The organism is Rathayibacter sp. Leaf248, from assembly GCF_920939495.1.
Lineage (GTDB): Bacteria > Actinomycetota > Actinomycetes > Actinomycetales > Microbacteriaceae > Rathayibacter > Rathayibacter caricis.
The window spans coordinates 2,546,079-2,564,211 of the sequence record NZ_CAKLAV010000001.1; the positions used below are offsets into that span (position 1 = coordinate 2,546,079).

Consider the following 18,133-nt stretch of genomic DNA (forward strand, 5'->3'; position numbering starts at 1 on the left):
GGGGATCACGGGTGCCTGCACGGACTGCAGGTGCTCGTGCGGTTCGCAGGGGGTCCGCTCAGCGCGAGGGACCACGGTGCGGCGGTAAGGGCGTTCCGACCCGGATCCCCTGCAGACCGCGCGAGGACGTCGCCGGGACGGCCCGCCGGACGGGCGAGTTCTCCACAGGGTTGTCCACAGCCTGTTCGAAACTCTGTTCGAGGGATCAGCGGAGCCACGCCTCGCCGCGGACGCGCAGTCCGAGCGTCAGCGCGCGGGCCCCCAGGTAGCCCCCGGCGAACGCGATCCACAGCGCCGTCAGCCGCCCGTCGGCCGGCGCGAGGGTCGCCAGAAGCGCCAGCGGTGTGAACAGCGCGAGGTTCACGAGTCCGCTCAGCGCGAGGTAGCGGCCGTCGCCGGCTCCGATCAGCACCCCGTCGAGCACGAACACGTAGCCCCCGAGCGGAGCCGTGATGCCGACGATCGCGATCAGCGCGGGCAGCAGGCGCAGCACCTCCGCATCGCTCGAGAACGCGAACGGCAGCACGCCGCTGAGGCCCGCGACGAGCGCGCCCAGGACGATCCCCGCGCCGATTCCCCAGGTCACGCACCGTTTCGTGACCGCGCGGGCCTGCGCGCGGTCCCCCGCGCCGAGCAGCCGGCCGAGCAGCGCCTGCGCGGCGATGGCCAGGGCGTCGAGGGCGAAGGCGACCGCACCGAAGAGCGTCATCGCCACCTGGAACGCGCCGAGCTCCTCCGCCCCGAGCGAGCCCGCGATCGCGACGGCGAGCAGGATCGCCGCGCGCAGACTCGCGGTGCGCAACAGCATCCAGCCGCCCGACCCGGCGGAGCCGAGGACGCCGCCGAGGTGCGGGCGCAGCGGTGCGCCGACGCGTCGCGCCAGCCGCACGGCGATGAGCGCGTAGGCGCCGAACATCGCCCACTGGGCGATCACCGTCCCCAGCGCCGACCCGGTTATCCCCAGGCCGGCCGGGTAGATCAGCACCGCGTTCAGGCCCGCGTTGAGCGCGAATCCGGCCACCGCGATCACGAGGGGCGTGCGGGTGTCCTGGAAGCCGCGCAGCAGCCCGGTCAGGGCGAAGATCCCGAGCATGGCGGGGATCCCGGCCATGCTGACGGCGAGGTAGCGCACGCCCGCCTCGGTGACCGCCGCCTCCGCTCCGAAGAGCCCGATGACGAGCGGCGCGGTGACGGCGCCGGCGACCGCGAGCACCGCGCCCAGCGCCAGGGCGAGCCAGCCGCCGTCGATGCCGGCCGCGACGGCCCTCCGCTCGTCGCCCTCGCCGAGCGCGCGGCCGACCAGCGGAGTGGTGCTGTAGGCGAGGAACACCATCAGACCGACGATCGTCTGCAGCACCGCGGCGCCGAGCGCGAGGCCGGCGAGGGGCACCGCGCCCAGGTGCCCGACGAGTGCCGAGTCGGTGAGGAGGAACAGCGGCTCGGCGACCAGGGAGCCCAGCGCGGGCACCGCGAGCCGCAGGATCCTGCGGTCGAGGCTGCGGCGGTCGGGCGAGGTCACCGTCCGACGCTACGCGAGCGGGACGGGTGGCGCGGGCGGGGCGTCGCCGCCCCCGCCCGCTCGGCGGCCCCGCTCAGTCGCGGTCGGCGGCCTCGCGCCCCGCGGTCTCGCGCAGCTTCCGGCCGTCCGCGACGTCCTCGGCGTGCTTCTCGGCCTGCTTCTCGCTCTTGCGGGTGTCGCGCGGAGGGAGCTGGATGTGCTCCTCCGCCTCGATGCCCGCCTGGAGCTGGCGGCCGCGCTCGAGCTCGGCGTCGAACTCCGCGCCGAAGAGCAGTGCCAGGTTGGTGATCCAGATCCAGAGGAGGAAGACGATCACACCACCGAGCGCGCCGTACGTCTTGTTGTAGTTGCCGAAGTTGGCGACGTAGAACGCGAATCCGGCCGAGGCCAGCGCCCAGATGACGAGGGCGAGGATCGAGCCGAGGCTCGTCCAGCGGAACTTCGGCTGCTTCACGTTCGGCGACCAGTGGTAGAGCACGGCGATGATCACGATCATGATCGCGATCAGCACCGGCCACTTCGCGATGCTCCACACCGTCAGTGCGGCGTCGCCGAGTCCGATGGCCCCGCCGATCGCCTCGGCGACCGGTCCGCTGAGCACCAGGAGGAGCCCGGCGATCACGAGCAGCACGACCGAGAAGAGGGTGACGCCGAGCATCGTCGGGCGGAGCTTCCAGATCGGGCGGCCCTCGTCGATCTCGTAGACGCGGTTCATCGCGCGGCCGAACGCTCCGACGTAGCCCGAGGCGGACCAGAGCGCGCCGACGAGACCGGTGACGAAGGCGAGACCGGCGGCGGGGGAGGAGGTCAGCTCCTGCACCGGGCCGCGGATCGTGTCGAGCACGTCCTGCGACGCGAAGCCGCCGAGGATCTCGAGCACGGTGTCGGTGGTCTGCTCGGCCTGGCCGAACAGGCCCAGGATCGACACCACGGCCAGCAGGCCGGGGAACAGGGCGAGGACGGCGTAGTAGGTCAGCGCCGCCGCGAGGTCGGTGCACTGATCGGCGCCGAACTCGCGCAGCGTCTTCTTCAGGACGTAGCCCCAGGAGCGCTTGGTGACGTCGGTGGGGTCGTCGGGCTTGCGGGAGTCGTCGGGATCGGGCGCGCTCTGCGCGCGCCGGGTGCTGGTCTGGGCCACGGGGATACTCCGATGCTGGCTGCTCGCGCCGGAGCATGCGGGAACCGGCGCGAGGACGTGGGGGCGTCCTCGCCTTCGACGCTAGGACGGGTGCTCGCAGAAGGGACGGAGGTTGACAGTCGGCCGCACGGCGCGGGATCCTCCCGCGCGCGCCGGTGCGTCACTCCTCCGGGTGCCGCGCCGGGATCAGCCGGGGGACGCCGGGATCAGCCGGGGGACGCCGGGATCAGCCGGGGGACGCCGGGATCAGCCGGGGGACGAGCCGCACCAGCAGCACCATCGCCACGAGCTCGACCAGCGTCTGCGTGACCACGACCACGGGGGCGAGATCCAGCGGCGCGGGCAGCGCCAGCGCGAGCGGCAGCACCACGAGCGAGTTGCGGGTGACGCCGCTGAACAGCAGCGCGCGCCGGGCGGGCACGTCCAGCCGCGCGAGACGGCCGACTCCGGCGCCGATCAGCGTCATCACGACCGCGAACGCCGCGTAGAGCACGACGAGCAGCCCCAGCTGCGGCAGTGCCCCGCCGACCACACCGGCCTGCGACGCGACCACCACGGCCAGCGTCGCGACCATCAGCGGCACCATCGAGGCGAGCACGACGCCCTCGATCCGCCAACCGATCGCCGTGCGCGCGGCGAGGGCCTGAAGCCCGGCGGCCGCGGCGAGCGGCAGCACGATCAGCACCGCGAACGCCTCGGCGAACGGACCGATCTCGACCGCCTCCCCCGCGCCGGGCCCGAGGAACAGGAGGAGGGAGAGGGGCAGCAGGAGGATCTGCGCGAGCATCAGGAGCGGCGCGGCGGCGAGCAGGCGTGCCGACGCCCCTCCGGCCAGCCCGCTGAACACGATCACGTAGTCGATGCAGGGTGTGAGCAGCACCAGCAGCACGCCGATCAGCAGCGCCGGCTCGCCCGCCACCGGCCGCGTCAGCACGAAGACGACCGCGGGCACGGCGACGAAATTCACCACCAGCACCGCCGCGAGGAACCGGCCGTCGCGGAACGCCCCGAGCACCGAGGCGAACGGCACCCCGAGGAACGTCGCGAACAGCAGCAGCGCGAGCACCGGAGTGATCGCCGCGTCGAGCCGCGCGGCCCCGGGGAGCAGCAGACCCGCGCCGAGGGCCACGCCGACGGTCAGCAGGTACACCGCCACCTGATGCCGCTCGAGCGCCTCGATCAGTGCGGGTCGGGCGCTCATCCCCCGATTCTCGCGCGTCCGCCCTCCTACTCTGGGCGGATGGACGCCCGGGACGAGCGCAGGACGGAGCGGCTCCTGCTGCGTCCGCTCCGGCGGGACGACGAGGAGGCGGTCACGGCGTACCGGAGCGACGCCCGCGCCTCGCGCTTCCTGCGCCACCCGCCACTCGCGCCGGGAGGATACGCGGCGTGGTTCACGGAGCGCGCTCCGGAGTGGAACCTCGCCGCGACCGGGCACCGGCGCTTCTACGGCCTGGAGGAGCTCGCGACGGGACGGCTCATCGGGGACGCGGTGATCGTGCGCCGGGAGGACGGGTGCGAGCTCGGCGTGTTCCTGCATCCGGAGACCGCCGGCCTCGGCTACTCGCTCGAGGCCGGACGGGCGCTGCTGAACGTGGTCTTCGAGTCGCTGCAGGCCGACCGGGTCCTCGGGCGGGCGGATCCGCGCAACCGCGGCTCGGTGAAGGCGATGGAGCTGCTGGGGCTGCAGTGCCGCTCGGAGTCGGACGACTCCGTCCTGTACGCGCTCACGGCGGCGGAGTGGCGCGCGAGGAGCTGAGGGCCGCCGCGCTCGCGTCTACGGTGGAGGCACCCCCTCCCCGGACGGAACGGTCACCATGGCATCCACCACCGCGCGCGTCGGACTCGGCCTCGCCGCCGTCGGCCGACCGGCATACATCACCGCGGGTCGCGACGGCGACCTCGGGCCGCCCGAGGACCGCAGCGTCGACGCCCTCCGCGCCCGCACCCACGAGCTGCTCGACGCGGCCTGGGCCGGAGGGATCCGCTTCGTCGACGTCGCCCGCTCCTACGGGCGGGCCGAGGAGTTCCTCGGGAGCTGGCTCGCAGAGCATCCGGAGCGCCGTGCCGAGCTGACGGTCGAGTCGAAGTGGGGCTACGAGTACCTCGGGGCCTGGGCGATGGACGCGCCGGTGCACGAGCGCAAGGAGCACTCGGTCGGCATGTTCGAGCGGCAGTGGTCGGCGACCCTCGAGGCGCTGGGCTCCGCTCCCGACCGCTACCTCGTGCACTCGATCACTCCCGACAGCCCGGCGCTGACCGACCGGGTGCTGCTCGACCGGCTGCGGGGCCTCGCCGCCTCGGGCGTGCGGGTGGGGCTGTCGACGAGCGGGCCGGAGCAGGCGCGCACGATCGCGCTCGCCCGGGCGATCCCGGAGTCGCCGTTCACGGCGGTGCAGACGACGTGGAACCTGCTCGAGCGCTCGGCCGGGGCGGCGCTCGCCGAGGCGCACGACGCCGGGGTGCTCGTCGTGGTGAAGGAGGCGCTCGCGAACGGGCGGCTGGTCGGGGACCGCGCTCCGGAGGCGGTGCGGCGGCTCGCGGGGACAGCCGAGGAGCTGGCGCTCGGAGCCGCACTGGCGCAGCCGTGGGCCGACGTCGTGCTCAGCGGGGCGGTGACCTCGACGCAGCTGCGCGAGAACCTGCGCACCCGTCCCGCGCCGCTCCCCGAGGGGCTGCCGACGCAGGATCCGGTGGACTACTGGGCCGACCGGTCGGCCCTCGCCTGGCGGTGACCTGCAGAACCTCAGCTGAGAGGAGGGGATGACCGCTGTCAGCCGTCATCCCCCACTCTCAGCCGAGGTTCTGCAGCGCGCTCACGTCGTCTTCACCGCGTTGTCGCCGTGGTTCCCGATCACCTCGTACGCGGTGCTGCCCACGGCGCGCACCGGCTTGGCGTTCATGTGCCCCGTCGCCCACTGGTTGCCCAGCACCGACACGGCGCGCGCGTTCAGCGCCTCGACGCAGTGCGTCCAGCCGGCGCCCGCGTCCTCGCACGCGAAGATGTTGCCGGTGATCGAGAAGCCCGCCGTGCGGGCGGTCGGCGAGACTCCGAGGATCGAGATGGCGGCGTAGGTGTTCGCCGCGGCCTTGCCGCCGTTGCTGATCGCGTTGCCCACGATCTGGATCTGCGCCAGATCCTCCGTCAGCCACGGCGGCATCGTGTAGACGAGCGACTGCTTGCGCGCGCCCTCCATGATGTTGTTCGCGATGGTGATGCGGCGGTTGCCGCGCAGCTCGATGTTGATCTGCGGTGAGCCGTCGAGGTGGTTGCCGAGGATCCGGAGCGGGCCGCCCTCGACCGAGATGTCGGCGTAGCTGGCGCCGATGTTGTTCTCGACGATCCAGGAGTCGATCATCCGGTAGCTCGCCCAGATGCCGATGCCCGTGCACTGGTCGATGCTGCAGCGCTGGATGCGGTTCAGCAGCCCCAGGTCGCCGAAGGTGCCGTCGTTCAGGCGCATGCCGTAGCCGGTCCAGCCGTAGAGCTGCAGCGAGTCGAGCACGGTCTTGTCGAGGTGCGCCGAGATGCACGGCGAGCCGAGGCCGTTCGCGTCGAGGATGAGGTTGTCGAAGCGGCAGGCCGAGAACGCGCCGGTGACCACGGGCGCGTCGGTGAGCGAGCGGATGCGGGTCGACAGTTCTCCGGCGCCGCGGAACGCGATGCTCGCGAGGCCGCTCGCGCGTCCGATCGATCCGGCGATGCGGTAGATGCCGCGGGGGAAGTAGACGACTCCGCCGTAGGTCGCGACGGCCGCGTCGATCGCGGCGTCGATGGCGGGGAGGTCGTCGGTCGTGCCGTCGCCGGTCGCTCCGTAGTCCTGCACGTTGTAGACCAGCTCGCCCTTGGCGACCGGGCGCTCGCCGGAGGACGTTCGCACCGACTCCGGCAGCTGCGCGAGGGGGACGAGGGCGTCGGCGTCGAGTCCGGCGACGCCGTAGGGCGCAGCGATCTCGGAGTGGAGGACGGGGTCGGAGGGGGAGGAGGCGGCGAGGGTCGTGCCGAGGGGCGCGGCGAAGAGACCGCGGCGGGTGATCTCGGCGGTCACAGCGGTGAGAAGGGGCATGGCTCACGGTCGTGCCGCGCGGTACGACGGCGCAACCTCCCCATGGGGGCCGATGTGCGCGAGGCTTCGTCGGCATACGATCCGCGCCCGAGCGCGCGAGACCGTGCGCTCAGCATGCACCCTGCGAGGAGGCCCTGTCGTGCCACTCCAACGGGGGGCGGCACCGCATCCTGACGACCTCGGATCGGCTTCGGTCAACTCCCTAGACTGACCCCAGAACGGGCCGTTAGACAGCCGTCTCCACGGCACTCGCCGAGGCCTGAGCACGACCGTTCGACTCTCCATCCTCGAACCCGGGACGCTCCGGGCTCCCGAATGCCGATCGGACCGTCGACCCCAGATGCTCTCCTCCTCCCTGCGCCGTCGCGCGCTCGTCTCCACCGTCGCTCCGTCGCTCGCCGTGGCCCTCGCCTTCGGAACCGCGTCGGCCGCCGCGGCCGCCGACTTCGTCGATCCGGTGACCGGAGCCGTCGTGCAGGCCGCCGCGACCGACGCGGCCCTCACGGTCACCGCGGGTGCGCCGCTGCAGTACCTGACCCTCCCGATCGCCGACGGCGTCACTCCCACCCGTGTCCTCGGCGCCCTCGAGGCGCAGGAGCCGCTCACCGGCTCGCTCGCGGTCGTCGTCTCCGGGCGCACCGTGCTGACCCTCGACGCGACCACCGCGTCGACCCTCGACATCCCGGTGGGGTCGGCCGACGTCGTCGACGGCGTGCTCGCGATCGGCTTCCAGCTGACCGGGGCCACCGGGTCCACCGGCGCGCTCTGCGAGGTGCAGGGCCGCTCGCTGATCGTCTCGGGCCTCGGAGTCGTCACCGAGGGCGCTCCCGCCGCCCCCACGACCGTCGGCGACTTCTTCGCCGACGCCGTCACCGCCGTCTCGATCGTGGTGCCGGACGACGCGAGCGACGACCTGCGCGCCGCCGGTCTCTCGGCAGCCGCCTCGCTCGCCGCGCGCTACCCCTCCGGCACCGCGATCACGGTCTCGGAGGAGAGCGCGACCGACGGCCGCCCCGACCTCGACGCCGCCCAGGGCCGCGTCGTGCGCTTCGAGGCGGGCGACGGCGACGTCGTCACCGCGCTCGGCGACGAGGCGGGCGTCCCGGCGCTCGTGCTCACCGGAGCGGAGGCGGACCTCGCCGCCGCCGGAGCCGCTTTCGGCAGCGAGTACGCGGGCCTCGCCTCGAGCGCGACCACCACGGGCCTCGCCCAGAAGGTGATCCCGTCGAGCTCGCTCGAGCGCACCCTCGCCGACTTCGGCGCCGACCGCGTGGCGCTGGGCAGCGGGGGCACCGCCGCGAGCTACACGACCATCACCCAGTCGGCGTTCGGCGGCCCGGTCTCCTCGATCGACCTCGACCTCGTCGGCACCCACTCCGCGATCCCCGAGGGCGTCACCGCCACCGCGAACGTCTACTGGAACGACTTCCTGATCGGCTCGAGCGTGCTGGGCGCCGAGACCGCCGTCGACATGGAGCTCTCGGTCCCGACCGGCCAGCTCGCGTCCTCGAACGGCCTGTCGGTGCGGCTCTCGGCCGTGCGCGAGAGCGACGGCCTCTGCATCGGCTCGGCCGACTCCGTGCCGATCGAGCTCTTCCTCGACGGCGCCGGTTCGACCGTGACCGGCGTCCGCGGCGAGTCCGCGGCTCCCGGCTTCGGCCGCTTCCCCCAGGCGTTCGGCGGCGAGCTCGCCGTGGCGTTCGGCGAGTCCGCGACCGGAGCGGATGCGCTGCGCAGCGCGGGCGACCTGGTCACGGCCCTGCAGCGCGTGCAGCCCGAACCGCTCGCCGTGTCGGTCGTCGGGATCGACGACTTCGTCGGCTCCGACCGCTCCGGCCTGGTCGTCGGCGCGGGCACCGACGAGGCGGAGGAGCTGCGCACGCCGCTGCGCCTCGCCCCCTTCACCGCGATCGAGAGCTCGCGCCTGACCTACGGCGTCGGCACCGACGCTCCCTACGCGGCGCTCGAGGCCTTCACCACCGACGGCCGCGACGTGGTGCTGCTCGGCGGCTGGAGCCCCGACGGCGACCCCACCGCCTCCTCCGCCCTGCAGGCCTCGGTGGCCGGCTGGGCGGCCGAGGAGGGCTGGCTCGCGCTGCCCGGCAACCTGGCGGTCTCGGGATCCACGGCCGCCGACCCCGTCGCGATCGACAGCAACGAGATCACGCCGCAGGAGGAGGTCAAGGACGACTACTCGTCGTACGCGATCTGGTTCCTGGTCGCTGCGGTCCTCATCGGACTGCTGATCCTGCTCGGCTGGCTCGCCCGCCGTCGCCGCAGCCGCAAGGTCGCCGCCTACGTCGACGCGCAGGAGCGCGCGGCGGAGGAGCCGACGCACGGCCAGCACGCCGCCGAGGCCCCGCGCACCCCCTCCGCCGACTGATCCGCCCATGACGAGCACGCTGACGGAGCAGGCGGCGCAGCCCGCCGCGCCCGCCGCCCGCCGGTGGTGGCGGGAGGCGTGGGACCGCCTCGGGCAGCCCGTCACGGGCCGTCAGGTCCCCGGCACCGTCGTCGTGCTCGTCGCGGCGCTGCTCGTCGGGTTCGCGGCGTGCCTGGTGACGACCTCCTCCGGGATCAACCTCGCCTACGCCGACACGCAGAGCCACCTCTCGATCTCGCGGCGCATCGTCGACTCGAAGGCGCCCGGGTTCTCGCAGCTGGGCACCGTGTGGCTGCCGGTGCCGAGCCTGATCCTCATCCCGTTCGTGCAGTCGCTCTGGCTCTGGCACACCGGCTGGGCGGCGGGGCTGCTGGGCATGATCTGCCTGGCCGGAACCGCCTGCGGCGTCTACCGGATCTCGGCGCGCGTGGGGCACCTCCGCGCCGGCCGCCTCACCGCCGTGCTGCTCGTGCTTGCGAACCCGGGCGTGCTCTACGCGTTCTCGACCGCGATGACGGAGCCGGTGCTCATCGTCACGATGGTCGGCTGCTTCTCGGGTCTCGCGCACTGGGTGACCAGTCGCCGCAACCTCAGCGCCGGCGAGATGATGGTGTTCTCAGGCCTGCCCGCCGCGGCGGCCACGCTCTCGCGCTACGAGGGCTGGGTGCTCGTGTTCGGCGGCACGCTCGTCGTGCTGATCGTCGCGTGGCGCAAGAAGAAGTCGCTGTTCTACGCCGTCAAGATGGCCTGCGCCTTCGGGATCCTGCCGCTGATCGCGATCCTCTGGTGGCTGGTCTACAACTACGCCGTCTACAGCAACCCGCTCGAGTTCATGAACGGGCAGTACTCCGCGGCGAACCTGCAGAAGGCCGTCGCGGACGCGGGGCTGCTGGCCTACCAGGGCAACGCGGGGCTCACGCTCTGGTCGTACAACTGGGCCGTGCTCGAGACCTCGGGCCTGCTGACGGTGGCCCTGGGCATCGCGGGCGCGCTCGTGCTGGCCTGGCGCCGCGGCATCTCGGACGACGCCCTCGTGATCTGGCTGATGATCGTCTCGTACGCGTTCTCGCTCCTGAGCCTCTACCTCGGCCAGACGCACATGAACAACGACCAGACCTTCCCGACCAACTGGTGGAACAACCGCTACGCCCTGTCGGTGCTGCCGTTCCTCGCGGTGCTCGCGGCCGTGCTCGTCGATGCCCTGCGCCGCGTCCCGCGCGTCGGAGCCGGCGCGCTGGGCCTCGTGCTCGTGCTGCTCGGCGCGCAGACCGCCTGGTGGGCTCAGGACCTCGACCGCAACGCCGTGATCGCCGAGGCGACCGGCTACGTCGAGATCAAGGCGGGCACCGGAGCGACCGCCGCGGCCCGGTTCCTCGGCGAGAACTACGACGGCGGCGGGATCCTGATGGACGAGAGCGCCGCCGGCAACGCGCTGCTGCCCGAGATCGGGGTGCCGATCTCGGAGTACTTCAACCGCTCGGCCGGCGAGCTGTTCGACGAGGCCCTCGCGGCCCCGTACACGCACGCGAAGTGGGTCTTCGTCACCACCGCCGACGCCCCCGAGCTGTCCGAGACCGGCGTCGCCGACCTCGTCTACGACGCGATCACGAGCGATCCGTCCTTCGACACCCGCTACCGCCCCGTGTTCCAGCAGGGCATCTACGTCGTCTACGAACGGCTGGGAGGCTGACCATGGCCGCTGTCACGGCGCGCATCGGGGAGATCCTCGTCGAGCGCGGACTCATCACTCCGGAGCAGCTCGACGCCGCTCTCGCCCGCCAGGCCCGCGAGGGCGGGCTGATCGGGCGGCACCTCGTCATCGACGGGGCCGTCACCCGGCGCGAGATGTACGGCGCCCTCGCCGAGCAGTGGGACGCGCCGCTGATCGACCTGGTCGAGGAGCCGCCGGAGGGAGTCGTGCTCGCCGGCATCGGCGCGCCGAACCTCGTCGAGGCGGGCTGGGTGCCCTGGCGGGTGCTGCCCGACGGCACCGGAGTGATCGCCACGTCCGTCCCGCCGACCGACGAGGTCCTCGCGACCGCCCGCGCGCTGATGGGCGTCGAGCGGATCGAGGTGCGCACCACCACCGACTGGGACATCTTCATGGCGGTCGAGAACGCGTGCCGTGCCGCGCTGCTGTTCGGTGCGGCCGACGCGCTCGCGGTGCAGAGCGGCGACGAATCGGCCAAGTCGGGGCTGCGGCGCTGGCAGGTCGTCACTCCGCTCGTCGTGGCCGCCCTGGTGGTCGCGGGCGCGGTGCTGGCGCCCAGCATCACCTTCGTGATCGTGCTCGCCGGAGCGAACCTGCTGTTCCTGATGAACATCGCCTTCAAGGCGCTGGCCGGCCTCCGTGCACCGCTCAACCAGAGCTCGGTGAAGGCGTGGGAGGAGGAGGTCGCGATCGAGCGCGGCCGCCGCGGTCTCGTGGTCGACCCTCCGCGCATGACCGACGACGAGCTGCCGATCTACACGATCCTCATCCCCGCCTACAAAGAGGCCAACATCATCAGCAAGCTGCTGGTGAACATCGGCGCCCTCGACTACCCCAAGGCCAAGCTCGAGGTGCTCGTGCTGCTCGAGGCCGACGACGACGAGACCATCTCGGCCGTGCGCCGGATGAGCCCGCCCGAGTACGTCCGCATGGTGATCGTGCCGCCGGGCGGCCCGCAGACCAAGCCCCGCGCCTGCAACTACGGGCTCAGCTTCGCCCGCGGCGAGTTCGTCGTGATCTACGACGCCGAGGACCGGCCCGACCCCGACCAGCTCCGCAAGTGCGTGCGGCTGTTCCGCGAGGACGCCTTCGAGCGCGAGCACGTCGATCCGTCGCAGAAGCAGCTCGTGTGCCTGCAGGGCGCGCTGAGCTACTTCAACGCCGACTACAACGTGCTCACCCGGATGTTCGCGGTCGAGTACGCGCACTGGTTCGGCGCGATGCTGCCGGGCCTGGACCAGTCGCACCTGCCGATCCCGCTGGGCGGCACCTCGAACCACTTCGACACCCGCGTGCTGCGCGAGCTCGGCGCGTGGGACCCCTACAACGTGACGGAGGACGCGGACCTCGGGCTGCGCGTGGCCGCGCACGGCTACCGCGTGGGAGTCGTCGACTCCAACACGTGGGAGGAGGCGTGCGCCGAGGTCCCCGCGTGGATCAAGCAGCGCACCCGCTGGATCAAGGGCTACATGATGACCGCCGGCGTGAACACGCGGCACCCGATCCGCTGGTTCCGCGTGAACGGGATCCTCGGCTCGCTGAGCCTGGTGGCGCTGATCATGGGCACGCCCGTCGCGTTCCTGCTCTACCCGCTCGTGCTGGGCTTCACGGTCATCACCTACATCGGGGTGCAGTTCATCGGGCTCGACATCCCGGAGTGGCTGATCATCGCCGGGACGACGAACATGCTGTTCTCGAACGCGCTGATGATCGTGGTCTCGGGTCTCGCGGCCTGGAAGCGCTACAACTGGCGGGTCGCGGCGTTCGCGCTGCTGAACCCCGTCTACTGGGTGCTGCACTCGATCTCGGCCTGGCGCGCGGCCTGGCAGATCGTGTTCAGCCCGCACAAGTGGGAGAAGACGCCGCACGGCCTCACCGAGGACTACGAGGACTCGACGATCGGCGCGCCGGCGTAGGTCTGCGGGCGTCGTGCCTCGCCGCCGCCCACTCTCCAACAGTTGTCGTACTCGAGCGCCGAGTACGACGACTTCCGCGGAGTCGGGCCCACCGCCGACGGACCGGAGCAGAGCTTCCGCCCCGAGTGTCCAAGAGTCGTCGTACTCGAGTGCCCAGTACGACGACTTCTGAGGATTCGACGCGCTCCAGGGCGGAGGAGCCGAGCGGCTCAGACCGGAGGGGCCACCAGCAGCAGGGCGCCGCCGGCCGCGCTGAGCGCTGCGACGATGCACCAGCGGTCGGGGTAGGAGCCGCAGCCGGCCGCCTTCGCGAGCGCGGCCAGCGCGGTGGCGAGCACGCCGACTCCGATCTGCAGCGTCGCCGACGTTCGCATCAGCGACCAGGCCTCGAAAGCGGGCACCGGAGTGGGCGCGGGCAGCAGCCCGGCGAAGCTCGCCGACACCGCCAGCAGCAGCACCGACGCGTACGCCAGCGCGACGACGAGGTGCGCCAGGATCTCCGCCGCAGCACGCTGTCGAGCACGGGAGACGACGGTGCGGAGGTGCGGGACGGAGGCGATCGCGGCGCTGCGATGAGGCATGCGCCGAGCGTAGATCGCAGCGATCCCCCTGCAGGTCCCCCATCAGGAGGGGATCCGAGAGTACGTCCGTTCCGGTCCGCCGAGCGCATCCCGAGTGGTCGCTGAGCGCTCGAGAGGGGGATCGACCCCTCCGCGGAGCCCGACCTAGCCTGGAGGGACGGAGGTGACCCGATGTCCGACGCCAAGAACCACGCCGCGCGCTACCTGGCGAAGCGCTCCGCCGGCGACCCCTCGCCCGACACCTCCGACGAGACCGAGGCGACGATCCCGGAGGATCCCGCCGAGCGGGCCGCGTTCATCGAGACGACGATCCAGCAGGCGATCCGCCGCGGCGACTTCGACGACCTCCCCGGCGCCGGCAAGCCCCTGGAGGGGCTGAACGGCAGCCACGACCCCGACTGGTGGATCCGCCGCAAGATCGAGCGCGAGAACCTCACGGGCATCGGCCCGGTCGCGTTCCTCCTCCGTGCCGAGGACCGGCAGCTCGACGAGCGGCTCGACCGCCTGCACCGCGAATCGGAGGTGCGCACGCACCTCGAGGAGTTCAACAGGCGCGTCGTCGAGGCGCGCCGGCAGCTCCTCGGCGGCCCGCCCGTCGTGACGCCGCTCCGCGACGTCGACGCCGAGCTCGTGCGCTGGCGCGAGCGCCGCGCCGAGCGCGCCCGTCCTGCGATCCAGACCGAGACGGAGCGCCCGCGCCGGTGGTGGCGGCGCCGGAGGGCCGATCAGGCCTGAGGCGGCTCCGCGTCCGGGTGGCCGGCGGCCTCCGCGATCGCGGCCATCACCAGCGACGTGTGCTCGTCGTCGAGCTCGGGCAGCACGTGGCGCAGGTGTACGGTGAGTCCGTCGGCCAGCGAGGCCGCCATCTCGAGCACGCTGAGGAGCGAGGGGGTCAGGCCCCACTTCTCGTGCTCGACGGTCAGGGCGTCGACCGCCTCGGTCGCTCGGTCGAAGTCGATCCACCAGGTTCCGGAGTCGTGCAGCACCCACGGGTGCTCGTCCCGGACCAGGCCGGTGGCGATGAGCAGGTCGACCGCCGCCCGTCGGGAGTCGTCCGTGGACGCTCCCCGGCGCAGCTGATCGAGGCGGTCCTCCTCTGAGGTCGTGCCTCGCGCGGTCGCGCTCATGCGACGGCCCGGTGCGTCACGACACCGATCCGGGGGGAGGAGTCCGGACCGCGGTTCGAGGAGGGGCGCATGGGTGTCCTTCGTGAGCCGAGGGGAGGAATCGGCCGATGTTACCGTGAACAATTTCACGGGTGCAAGCGCACGAACGGCGCACCCCGCCGGAGCGAGGTGCGCCGCAACGAAGGCGTTACGCCTAGATGTTCAGCTTGTTGAACACCGGCGCCGGCAGCGCCTTGATCACCGTCATGATCACGCGCCACTTCACCGGCGCGTACGCGACCGCGCGGCCTGAGGCCATCGCGGCGGCGACGTCCTTCGCCACCGACTCCACCGACGCGAGCGAGCCGCCGGACTGCTTGATGTGCGCGGTCATCGGAGTGTCGGTCGGGCCGGGCTTGATCAGCACGACCGAGAGGCGCGAGCCGGCCAGACGGTGCTGGAGACCCTGGGCGAAGCGCTCGACGAGACCCTTGGCCGAGCCGTAGACGTAGTTGGTCTTGCGCCCGCGGTCGCCGGCGACCGACCCGATCACGCCGATGGTGCCGGACGTCAGCGCGTTCGCGTACGCCTCCATCCACAGCGCCACCGAGACGCCGGTGACCACGAGCACGTCGCGGGCGACGGCGAGGTCGGCCGAGGCCTCCTCCTGCGACGTCATCGCGCCGTGGGCGATGAGCACCGTGTCGGGCGCCCCGCCCTCGAGCGAGGTCGCGACGACGGAGGAGATCGCGGCCGGGTCGGTCAGGTCGACCGCCGACACCGACAGCGTCGCGGTGGGGAAGCGCACGCGGAGATCGGTCGCGAGGGCCTCGAGCCGCGCCTGGTCGCGGCCGACGAGCAGCGCCTGGCGCGCGCCCGTGCCCAGCCAGAGACGGAGGGTGTGCTCGGCGATGGCCGAGGTCGCTCCGACGACGACGATCTTCGAAGGGTGGTTGGTCACGTCAGCTCCCGAGGACTCGGCGCGAGAAGCCGGAGGAGATCCCCGGGTCGCGCTGAAGGGTGAATTCGGCGAGGCGCGGGTATCGGGCCTCGAACATCTCGCGCGGCATGCGCGCGTCCTTGGCGGGGTACAGGCGCCCGCCCGCGGCCAGGACCAGGGCGTCCAGCCGCTCGAACAGCGGCAGGGCCGCCGCGTCGTTGGGGAAGTCGAGCGCGAAGCAGACGCCGGGCGCGGGGAAGCTCAGCAGCCCCGGCGACTCCAGCGAGCCGAAGGTCTTCAGCACGCCGAGGAACGAGCCGGTGCCCGACGCGGCGATCAGCGCCAGCATCTCGCGGGTGACCTCGAGCGCTCCCTCCCACGGCACGACGCTCTGGTACTGGTAGAAGCCGCGGGGGCCGTACATGCTGTTCCAGCCCTCGATCGCGTCGAGCGGGTAGTAGAACTGCTCGTAGTGCTGCACGGAGCGGCCTGCCCCGGTCGCCTTCAGGCGGTAGTAGGCGCGGTTCAGCAGGGGCAGGGTGGCGCGGTTCACGACCGACGCGGGGAACGCGAACGGCACGCGCAGGCCGCGTCCGCGCGCCTCCGGCAGCTCGGGAGCGGCGGTCGCGTCGCCGCGCGTGTAGACGCCGCGGCGGCCGCCCTGGGTGGTGACGTCGATCCAGGCCACGGTCTGCTCGAAGACGTCGACCGACTCGTGCACGAGGCCGAGGTACTCCTCGAGGGTCTGGAACGGCACGTCCTCCGCGACGATCCACGGGCCCGGGACCCGCTTGAGCGCGATCTCGACCTCGACGATCAGACCGGTGAGCCCGAGCCCGCCGATGGTGGCCGCGAAGAGTTCGACGTTCTCCTCCGGGGAGCAGCGGGTCGTCGATCCGTCGCTCCGGAGCACCGTGAACGAGACGACGTGGCGGCCGATCGTGCCCGCGGAGGCGTGGTTCTTGCCGTGCACGTCGTTGGCGATCGCGCCGCCGAGGGTCACGTTCTTGGTGCCGGGCGTGACGGCGAGCATCCAGCCGCGCGGCGCGAAGACGGACTGCACGTCCTTCAGCAGGACGCCGGGCTCGGCCCGGAGCACCCCGGTCTCGTCGTCGAAGGCGAGGAAGCGGTCGAAGCCGCTGAAGTCCCAGACGACCCCGCCGCCGTTGAGCGCGACGTCGCCGTAGCTGCGGCCGAGGCCGTAGGCGATGCCGCCGTCGCCGCGGGCGAGAGCGGCCTGCGCCTGCTCGACGCTGGTGATGGCGACGACGCGGTGCTCGTCGCGCGAGAGCAGGCCCCAGGAGGAGACGGTGCTGGTCATGCTGGCTCCTCACGCGGGCCCTGGAAGGTGACGTTCTTGTCGAGGAAGTACTTGGCGGCGTAGCCGATGGCGAGGCCGATCACGGCCCCGGTGTAGCGGGCGGCGTCGGTGCCGAACAGGGCGTCGAAGCCGAACTCGAAGCCCCAGAAGATCAGGGTCGTGACCCCGCTCATCACGCCGTAGAGGAAGAAGGTCTTCACGCCGTGCGCCGCGTTCACGGTCTCGTGGCGGAAGATCCAGCGCTTGTCGAGGACGTACTTGGCGACCACCCCCGTCAGGGTGCCCGCGAGGACGGCGATCACGGTCGCCCACTCGCCGGTGAGGAGGTGTTCGAGGAGGATCTGGGTGCCCAGGTTGACCGCGGTGGCGACGATGGCGAACACGACGTACAGCACGGCCGTGCGCATGAGCGTCCCTCCGTGCCGATCGTCGATGTCCCCCGCCGCCGCCCGGGCCGGAACGACGAGGACGACACCCGAGATTGTAGGTTGAGCACCGCCCCTTGCGAAAATCCCGCGGCGGTCCGCGCCGTGCGGCCGCCCCACCCACCCCGGAGGAACGACGCCGTGAGTACCGCTCGAGCACTCGTCGCCGCCATGCGCCCCAGGCAGTGGCTCAAGAACGTCCTCGTGCTCGCCGCCCCGATCGCCTCGGCGCGCATCCTCGAACCCGAGGTCCTGCTGGCGAGCGTGATCGGCATCGTGGCCTTCAGCCTCGCCTCCTCCGGCGGGTACATGCTCAACGACCTCCTCGACATCGAGTCCGACCGGCTGCACCCCAAGAAGCGGTTCCGCGCCATCGCGTCGGGAGCTCTGCCCGTGCGCGTCGCCTGGATCGCCGCGTTCGTGCTGATGATCGCTCCGCCGCTGCTCACGTTCCTCGCCGGGTACACCTGGTTCGCCGCGACGCTCGCCGCCTACCTGGTGATGCAGATCTCGTACTGCATCTGGCTCAAGCACGAGCCGGTGATCGACATCCTGATCGTGGCCGGCGGATTCGTGCTGCGCGCCATCTCGGGCGCCGCGATCGCGGACATCCCGCTCACGCAGTGGTTCCTCCTGGCCATCTCCTCCGGCTCGCTGTTCATGATCGCGGGCAAGCGCTACTCCGAGAAGCTGCAGAGCGAGGGCAAGGAGGCGAGCCACACGCGGGCGACGCTGAAGATCTACACGGCGGGGTACCTGCGCTTCGTGTGGTCGGTGGCCGCGTCGCTGACGATGATCACCTACGCGCTCTGGTCGCTGTTCCTCAACGGCGACGACTCGCTGTGGTCGATGGCGTCCATGGTCCCGTTCGGCGCCGCGCTGTTCCTCTACGCGCTCGACATCGAGAAGGGCCGCGCGTCGGCTCCCGAGGACATCGTGCTGGGCAACATCCGGCTGCTGATCTGCGCGGCGCTGTGGGCGGCGCTGTTCGTCACGGCGATCCTGACGCGCGCGGCGGCCTGACAC

General features: G+C 72.1%; 16 protein-coding genes. 7 read left to right on the forward strand and 9 right to left on the reverse strand.

What is annotated here, in order from left to right:
* Window positions 1-205: 205 nt before the first annotated feature.
* The 3 genes from LRG51_RS12180 to LRG51_RS12190 form a co-directional block, all read right to left on the reverse strand.
* A complete protein-coding gene (locus LRG51_RS12180) occupies window positions 206-1,519 on the reverse strand; it encodes an MATE family efflux transporter (protein WP_055794035.1) in 1,314 nt (437 codons plus the stop codon).
* Between the two features lie 73 nt (window positions 1,520-1,592).
* The gene (locus LRG51_RS12185; RefSeq protein WP_055794036.1) at window positions 1,593-2,657 is read right to left on the reverse strand and encodes a YihY/virulence factor BrkB family protein; all 1,065 of its coding nucleotides are present in this window, start codon (window positions 2,655-2,657) and stop codon (window positions 1,593-1,595) included.
* 226 nt (window positions 2,658-2,883) lie between these two features.
* Entirely contained in the window at window positions 2,884-3,858 is a 975-nt protein-coding gene (locus tag LRG51_RS12190; protein ID WP_230672951.1) for an arsenic resistance protein, read from the reverse strand.
* 39 nt (window positions 3,859-3,897) lie between these two features.
* Between LRG51_RS12190 and LRG51_RS12195 the strand changes: the two genes are divergently transcribed.
* Both LRG51_RS12195 and LRG51_RS12200 read left to right on the forward strand, forming a co-directional pair.
* Entirely contained in the window at window positions 3,898-4,416 is a 519-nt protein-coding gene (locus LRG51_RS12195) for a GNAT family N-acetyltransferase (protein ID WP_230672952.1), read from the forward strand.
* 58 nt (window positions 4,417-4,474) lie between these two features.
* The gene (locus LRG51_RS12200; protein ID WP_230672953.1) at window positions 4,475-5,392 is read left to right on the forward strand and encodes an aldo/keto reductase; all 918 of its coding nucleotides are present in this window, start codon (window positions 4,475-4,477) and stop codon (window positions 5,390-5,392) included.
* A gap of 81 nt (window positions 5,393-5,473) precedes the next feature.
* Here the strand turns inward: LRG51_RS12200 and LRG51_RS12205 are convergent, their stop codons facing one another.
* On the reverse strand, window positions 5,474-6,724 hold the full coding sequence (locus tag LRG51_RS12205) for a glycosyl hydrolase family 28-related protein (RefSeq protein ID WP_230672954.1): 1,251 nt from the start codon (window positions 6,722-6,724) through the stop codon (window positions 5,474-5,476).
* A 340-nt stretch (window positions 6,725-7,064) separates the two neighbouring features.
* Between LRG51_RS12205 and LRG51_RS12210 the strand changes: the two genes are divergently transcribed.
* The 3 genes from LRG51_RS12210 to LRG51_RS12220 are packed head-to-tail and all read left to right on the forward strand — an operon-like array spanning window position 7,065 to window position 12,734.
* On the forward strand, window positions 7,065-9,107 hold the full coding sequence (locus LRG51_RS12210) for a hypothetical protein (protein ID WP_230672955.1): 2,043 nt from the start codon (window positions 7,065-7,067) through the stop codon (window positions 9,105-9,107).
* Window positions 9,108-9,114: 7 nt separating this feature from the next.
* A complete protein-coding gene (locus tag LRG51_RS12215) occupies window positions 9,115-10,797 on the forward strand; it encodes an ArnT family glycosyltransferase (RefSeq protein ID WP_230672956.1) in 1,683 nt (560 codons plus the stop codon).
* Window positions 10,798-10,799: 2 nt separating this feature from the next.
* Window positions 10,800-12,734, forward strand: coding sequence for a glycosyltransferase (locus LRG51_RS12220; RefSeq protein ID WP_230672957.1), 1,935 nt, complete (start codon window positions 10,800-10,802; stop codon window positions 12,732-12,734).
* 209 nt (window positions 12,735-12,943) lie between these two features.
* Here LRG51_RS12220 and LRG51_RS12225 read toward each other — a convergent pair whose 3' ends face one another.
* Complete coding sequence (locus LRG51_RS12225) at window positions 12,944-13,315, reverse strand: hypothetical protein (protein ID WP_230672958.1); 372 nt, start codon at window positions 13,313-13,315, stop codon at window positions 12,944-12,946.
* Window positions 13,316-13,486: 171 nt separating this feature from the next.
* On the opposite strand from LRG51_RS12225, the gene LRG51_RS12230 reads away from it, so the two are divergent.
* Entirely contained in the window at window positions 13,487-14,050 is a 564-nt protein-coding gene (locus tag LRG51_RS12230) for a J-domain-containing protein (protein WP_055794044.1), read from the forward strand.
* On the opposite strand, the gene LRG51_RS12235 is transcribed toward LRG51_RS12230, so the two are convergent.
* The 4 genes from LRG51_RS12235 to LRG51_RS12250 all read right to left on the reverse strand — a co-directional run bounded on the left by LRG51_RS12235 (window position 14,041) and on the right by LRG51_RS12250 (window position 17,089).
* Window positions 14,041-14,442, reverse strand: a complete 402-nt coding sequence (locus LRG51_RS12235) for a hypothetical protein (RefSeq protein ID WP_230672959.1) — start codon at window positions 14,440-14,442, stop codon at window positions 14,041-14,043. The genes LRG51_RS12230 and LRG51_RS12235 overlap by 10 nt on opposite strands.
* Before the next feature lie 193 nt (window positions 14,443-14,635).
* The gene (locus tag LRG51_RS12240) at window positions 14,636-15,382 is read right to left on the reverse strand and encodes an SDR family NAD(P)-dependent oxidoreductase (RefSeq protein WP_107573911.1); all 747 of its coding nucleotides are present in this window, start codon (window positions 15,380-15,382) and stop codon (window positions 14,636-14,638) included.
* A gap of 1 nt (window position 15,383) precedes the next feature.
* Complete coding sequence (locus tag LRG51_RS12245) at window positions 15,384-16,682, reverse strand: FAD-binding oxidoreductase (protein WP_230672960.1); 1,299 nt, start codon at window positions 16,680-16,682, stop codon at window positions 15,384-15,386.
* Window positions 16,679-17,089 (reverse strand): GtrA family protein, encoded by a 411-nt coding sequence (locus tag LRG51_RS12250; RefSeq protein ID WP_055794048.1) that lies wholly within the window; start codon window positions 17,087-17,089, stop codon window positions 16,679-16,681. Before LRG51_RS12250 ends, LRG51_RS12245 begins: the two co-directional genes overlap by 4 nt.
* A gap of 123 nt (window positions 17,090-17,212) precedes the next feature.
* Between LRG51_RS12250 and LRG51_RS12255 the strand changes: the two genes are divergently transcribed.
* Window positions 17,213-18,130 carry a decaprenyl-phosphate phosphoribosyltransferase gene (locus LRG51_RS12255; protein WP_268966584.1) on the forward strand — a complete coding sequence of 306 codons (918 nt, stop codon included), beginning with the start codon at window positions 17,213-17,215 and terminating at the stop codon, window positions 18,128-18,130.
* The last annotated feature ends 3 nt before the right edge of the window (window positions 18,131-18,133 follow it).

Excerpts from the sequence above, each read along its gene's own strand:
- LRG51_RS12225 (WP_230672958.1), bottom strand. The coding sequence starts at position 13,315 with ATGCCTCATCGCAGCGCCGCGATCGCCTCCGTCCCGCACCTCCGCACC.
- LRG51_RS12190 (WP_230672951.1), bottom strand. The coding sequence starts at position 3,858 with ATGAGCGCCCGACCCGCACTGATCGAGGCGCTCGAGCGGCATCAGGTG.
- LRG51_RS12230 (WP_055794044.1), top strand. The coding sequence starts at position 13,487 with ATGTCCGACGCCAAGAACCACGCCGCGCGCTACCTGGCGAAGCGCTCC.
- LRG51_RS12250 (WP_055794048.1), bottom strand. The coding sequence starts at position 17,089 with ATGCGCACGGCCGTGCTGTACGTCGTGTTCGCCATCGTCGCCACCGCG.
- LRG51_RS12210 (WP_230672955.1), top strand. The coding sequence starts at position 7,065 with ATGCTCTCCTCCTCCCTGCGCCGTCGCGCGCTCGTCTCCACCGTCGCT.
- LRG51_RS12195 (WP_230672952.1), top strand. The coding sequence starts at position 3,898 with ATGGACGCCCGGGACGAGCGCAGGACGGAGCGGCTCCTGCTGCGTCCG.
- LRG51_RS12245 (WP_230672960.1), bottom strand. The coding sequence starts at position 16,682 with ATGACCAGCACCGTCTCCTCCTGGGGCCTGCTCTCGCGCGACGAGCAC.
- LRG51_RS12200 (WP_230672953.1), top strand. The coding sequence starts at position 4,475 with ATGGCATCCACCACCGCGCGCGTCGGACTCGGCCTCGCCGCCGTCGGC.
- LRG51_RS12235 (WP_230672959.1), bottom strand. The coding sequence starts at position 14,442 with ATGAGCGCGACCGCGCGAGGCACGACCTCAGAGGAGGACCGCCTCGAT.
- LRG51_RS12220 (WP_230672957.1), top strand. The coding sequence starts at position 10,800 with ATGGCCGCTGTCACGGCGCGCATCGGGGAGATCCTCGTCGAGCGCGGA.
- LRG51_RS12205 (WP_230672954.1), bottom strand. The coding sequence starts at position 6,724 with ATGCCCCTTCTCACCGCTGTGACCGCCGAGATCACCCGCCGCGGTCTC.
- LRG51_RS12215 (WP_230672956.1), top strand. The coding sequence starts at position 9,115 with ATGACGAGCACGCTGACGGAGCAGGCGGCGCAGCCCGCCGCGCCCGCC.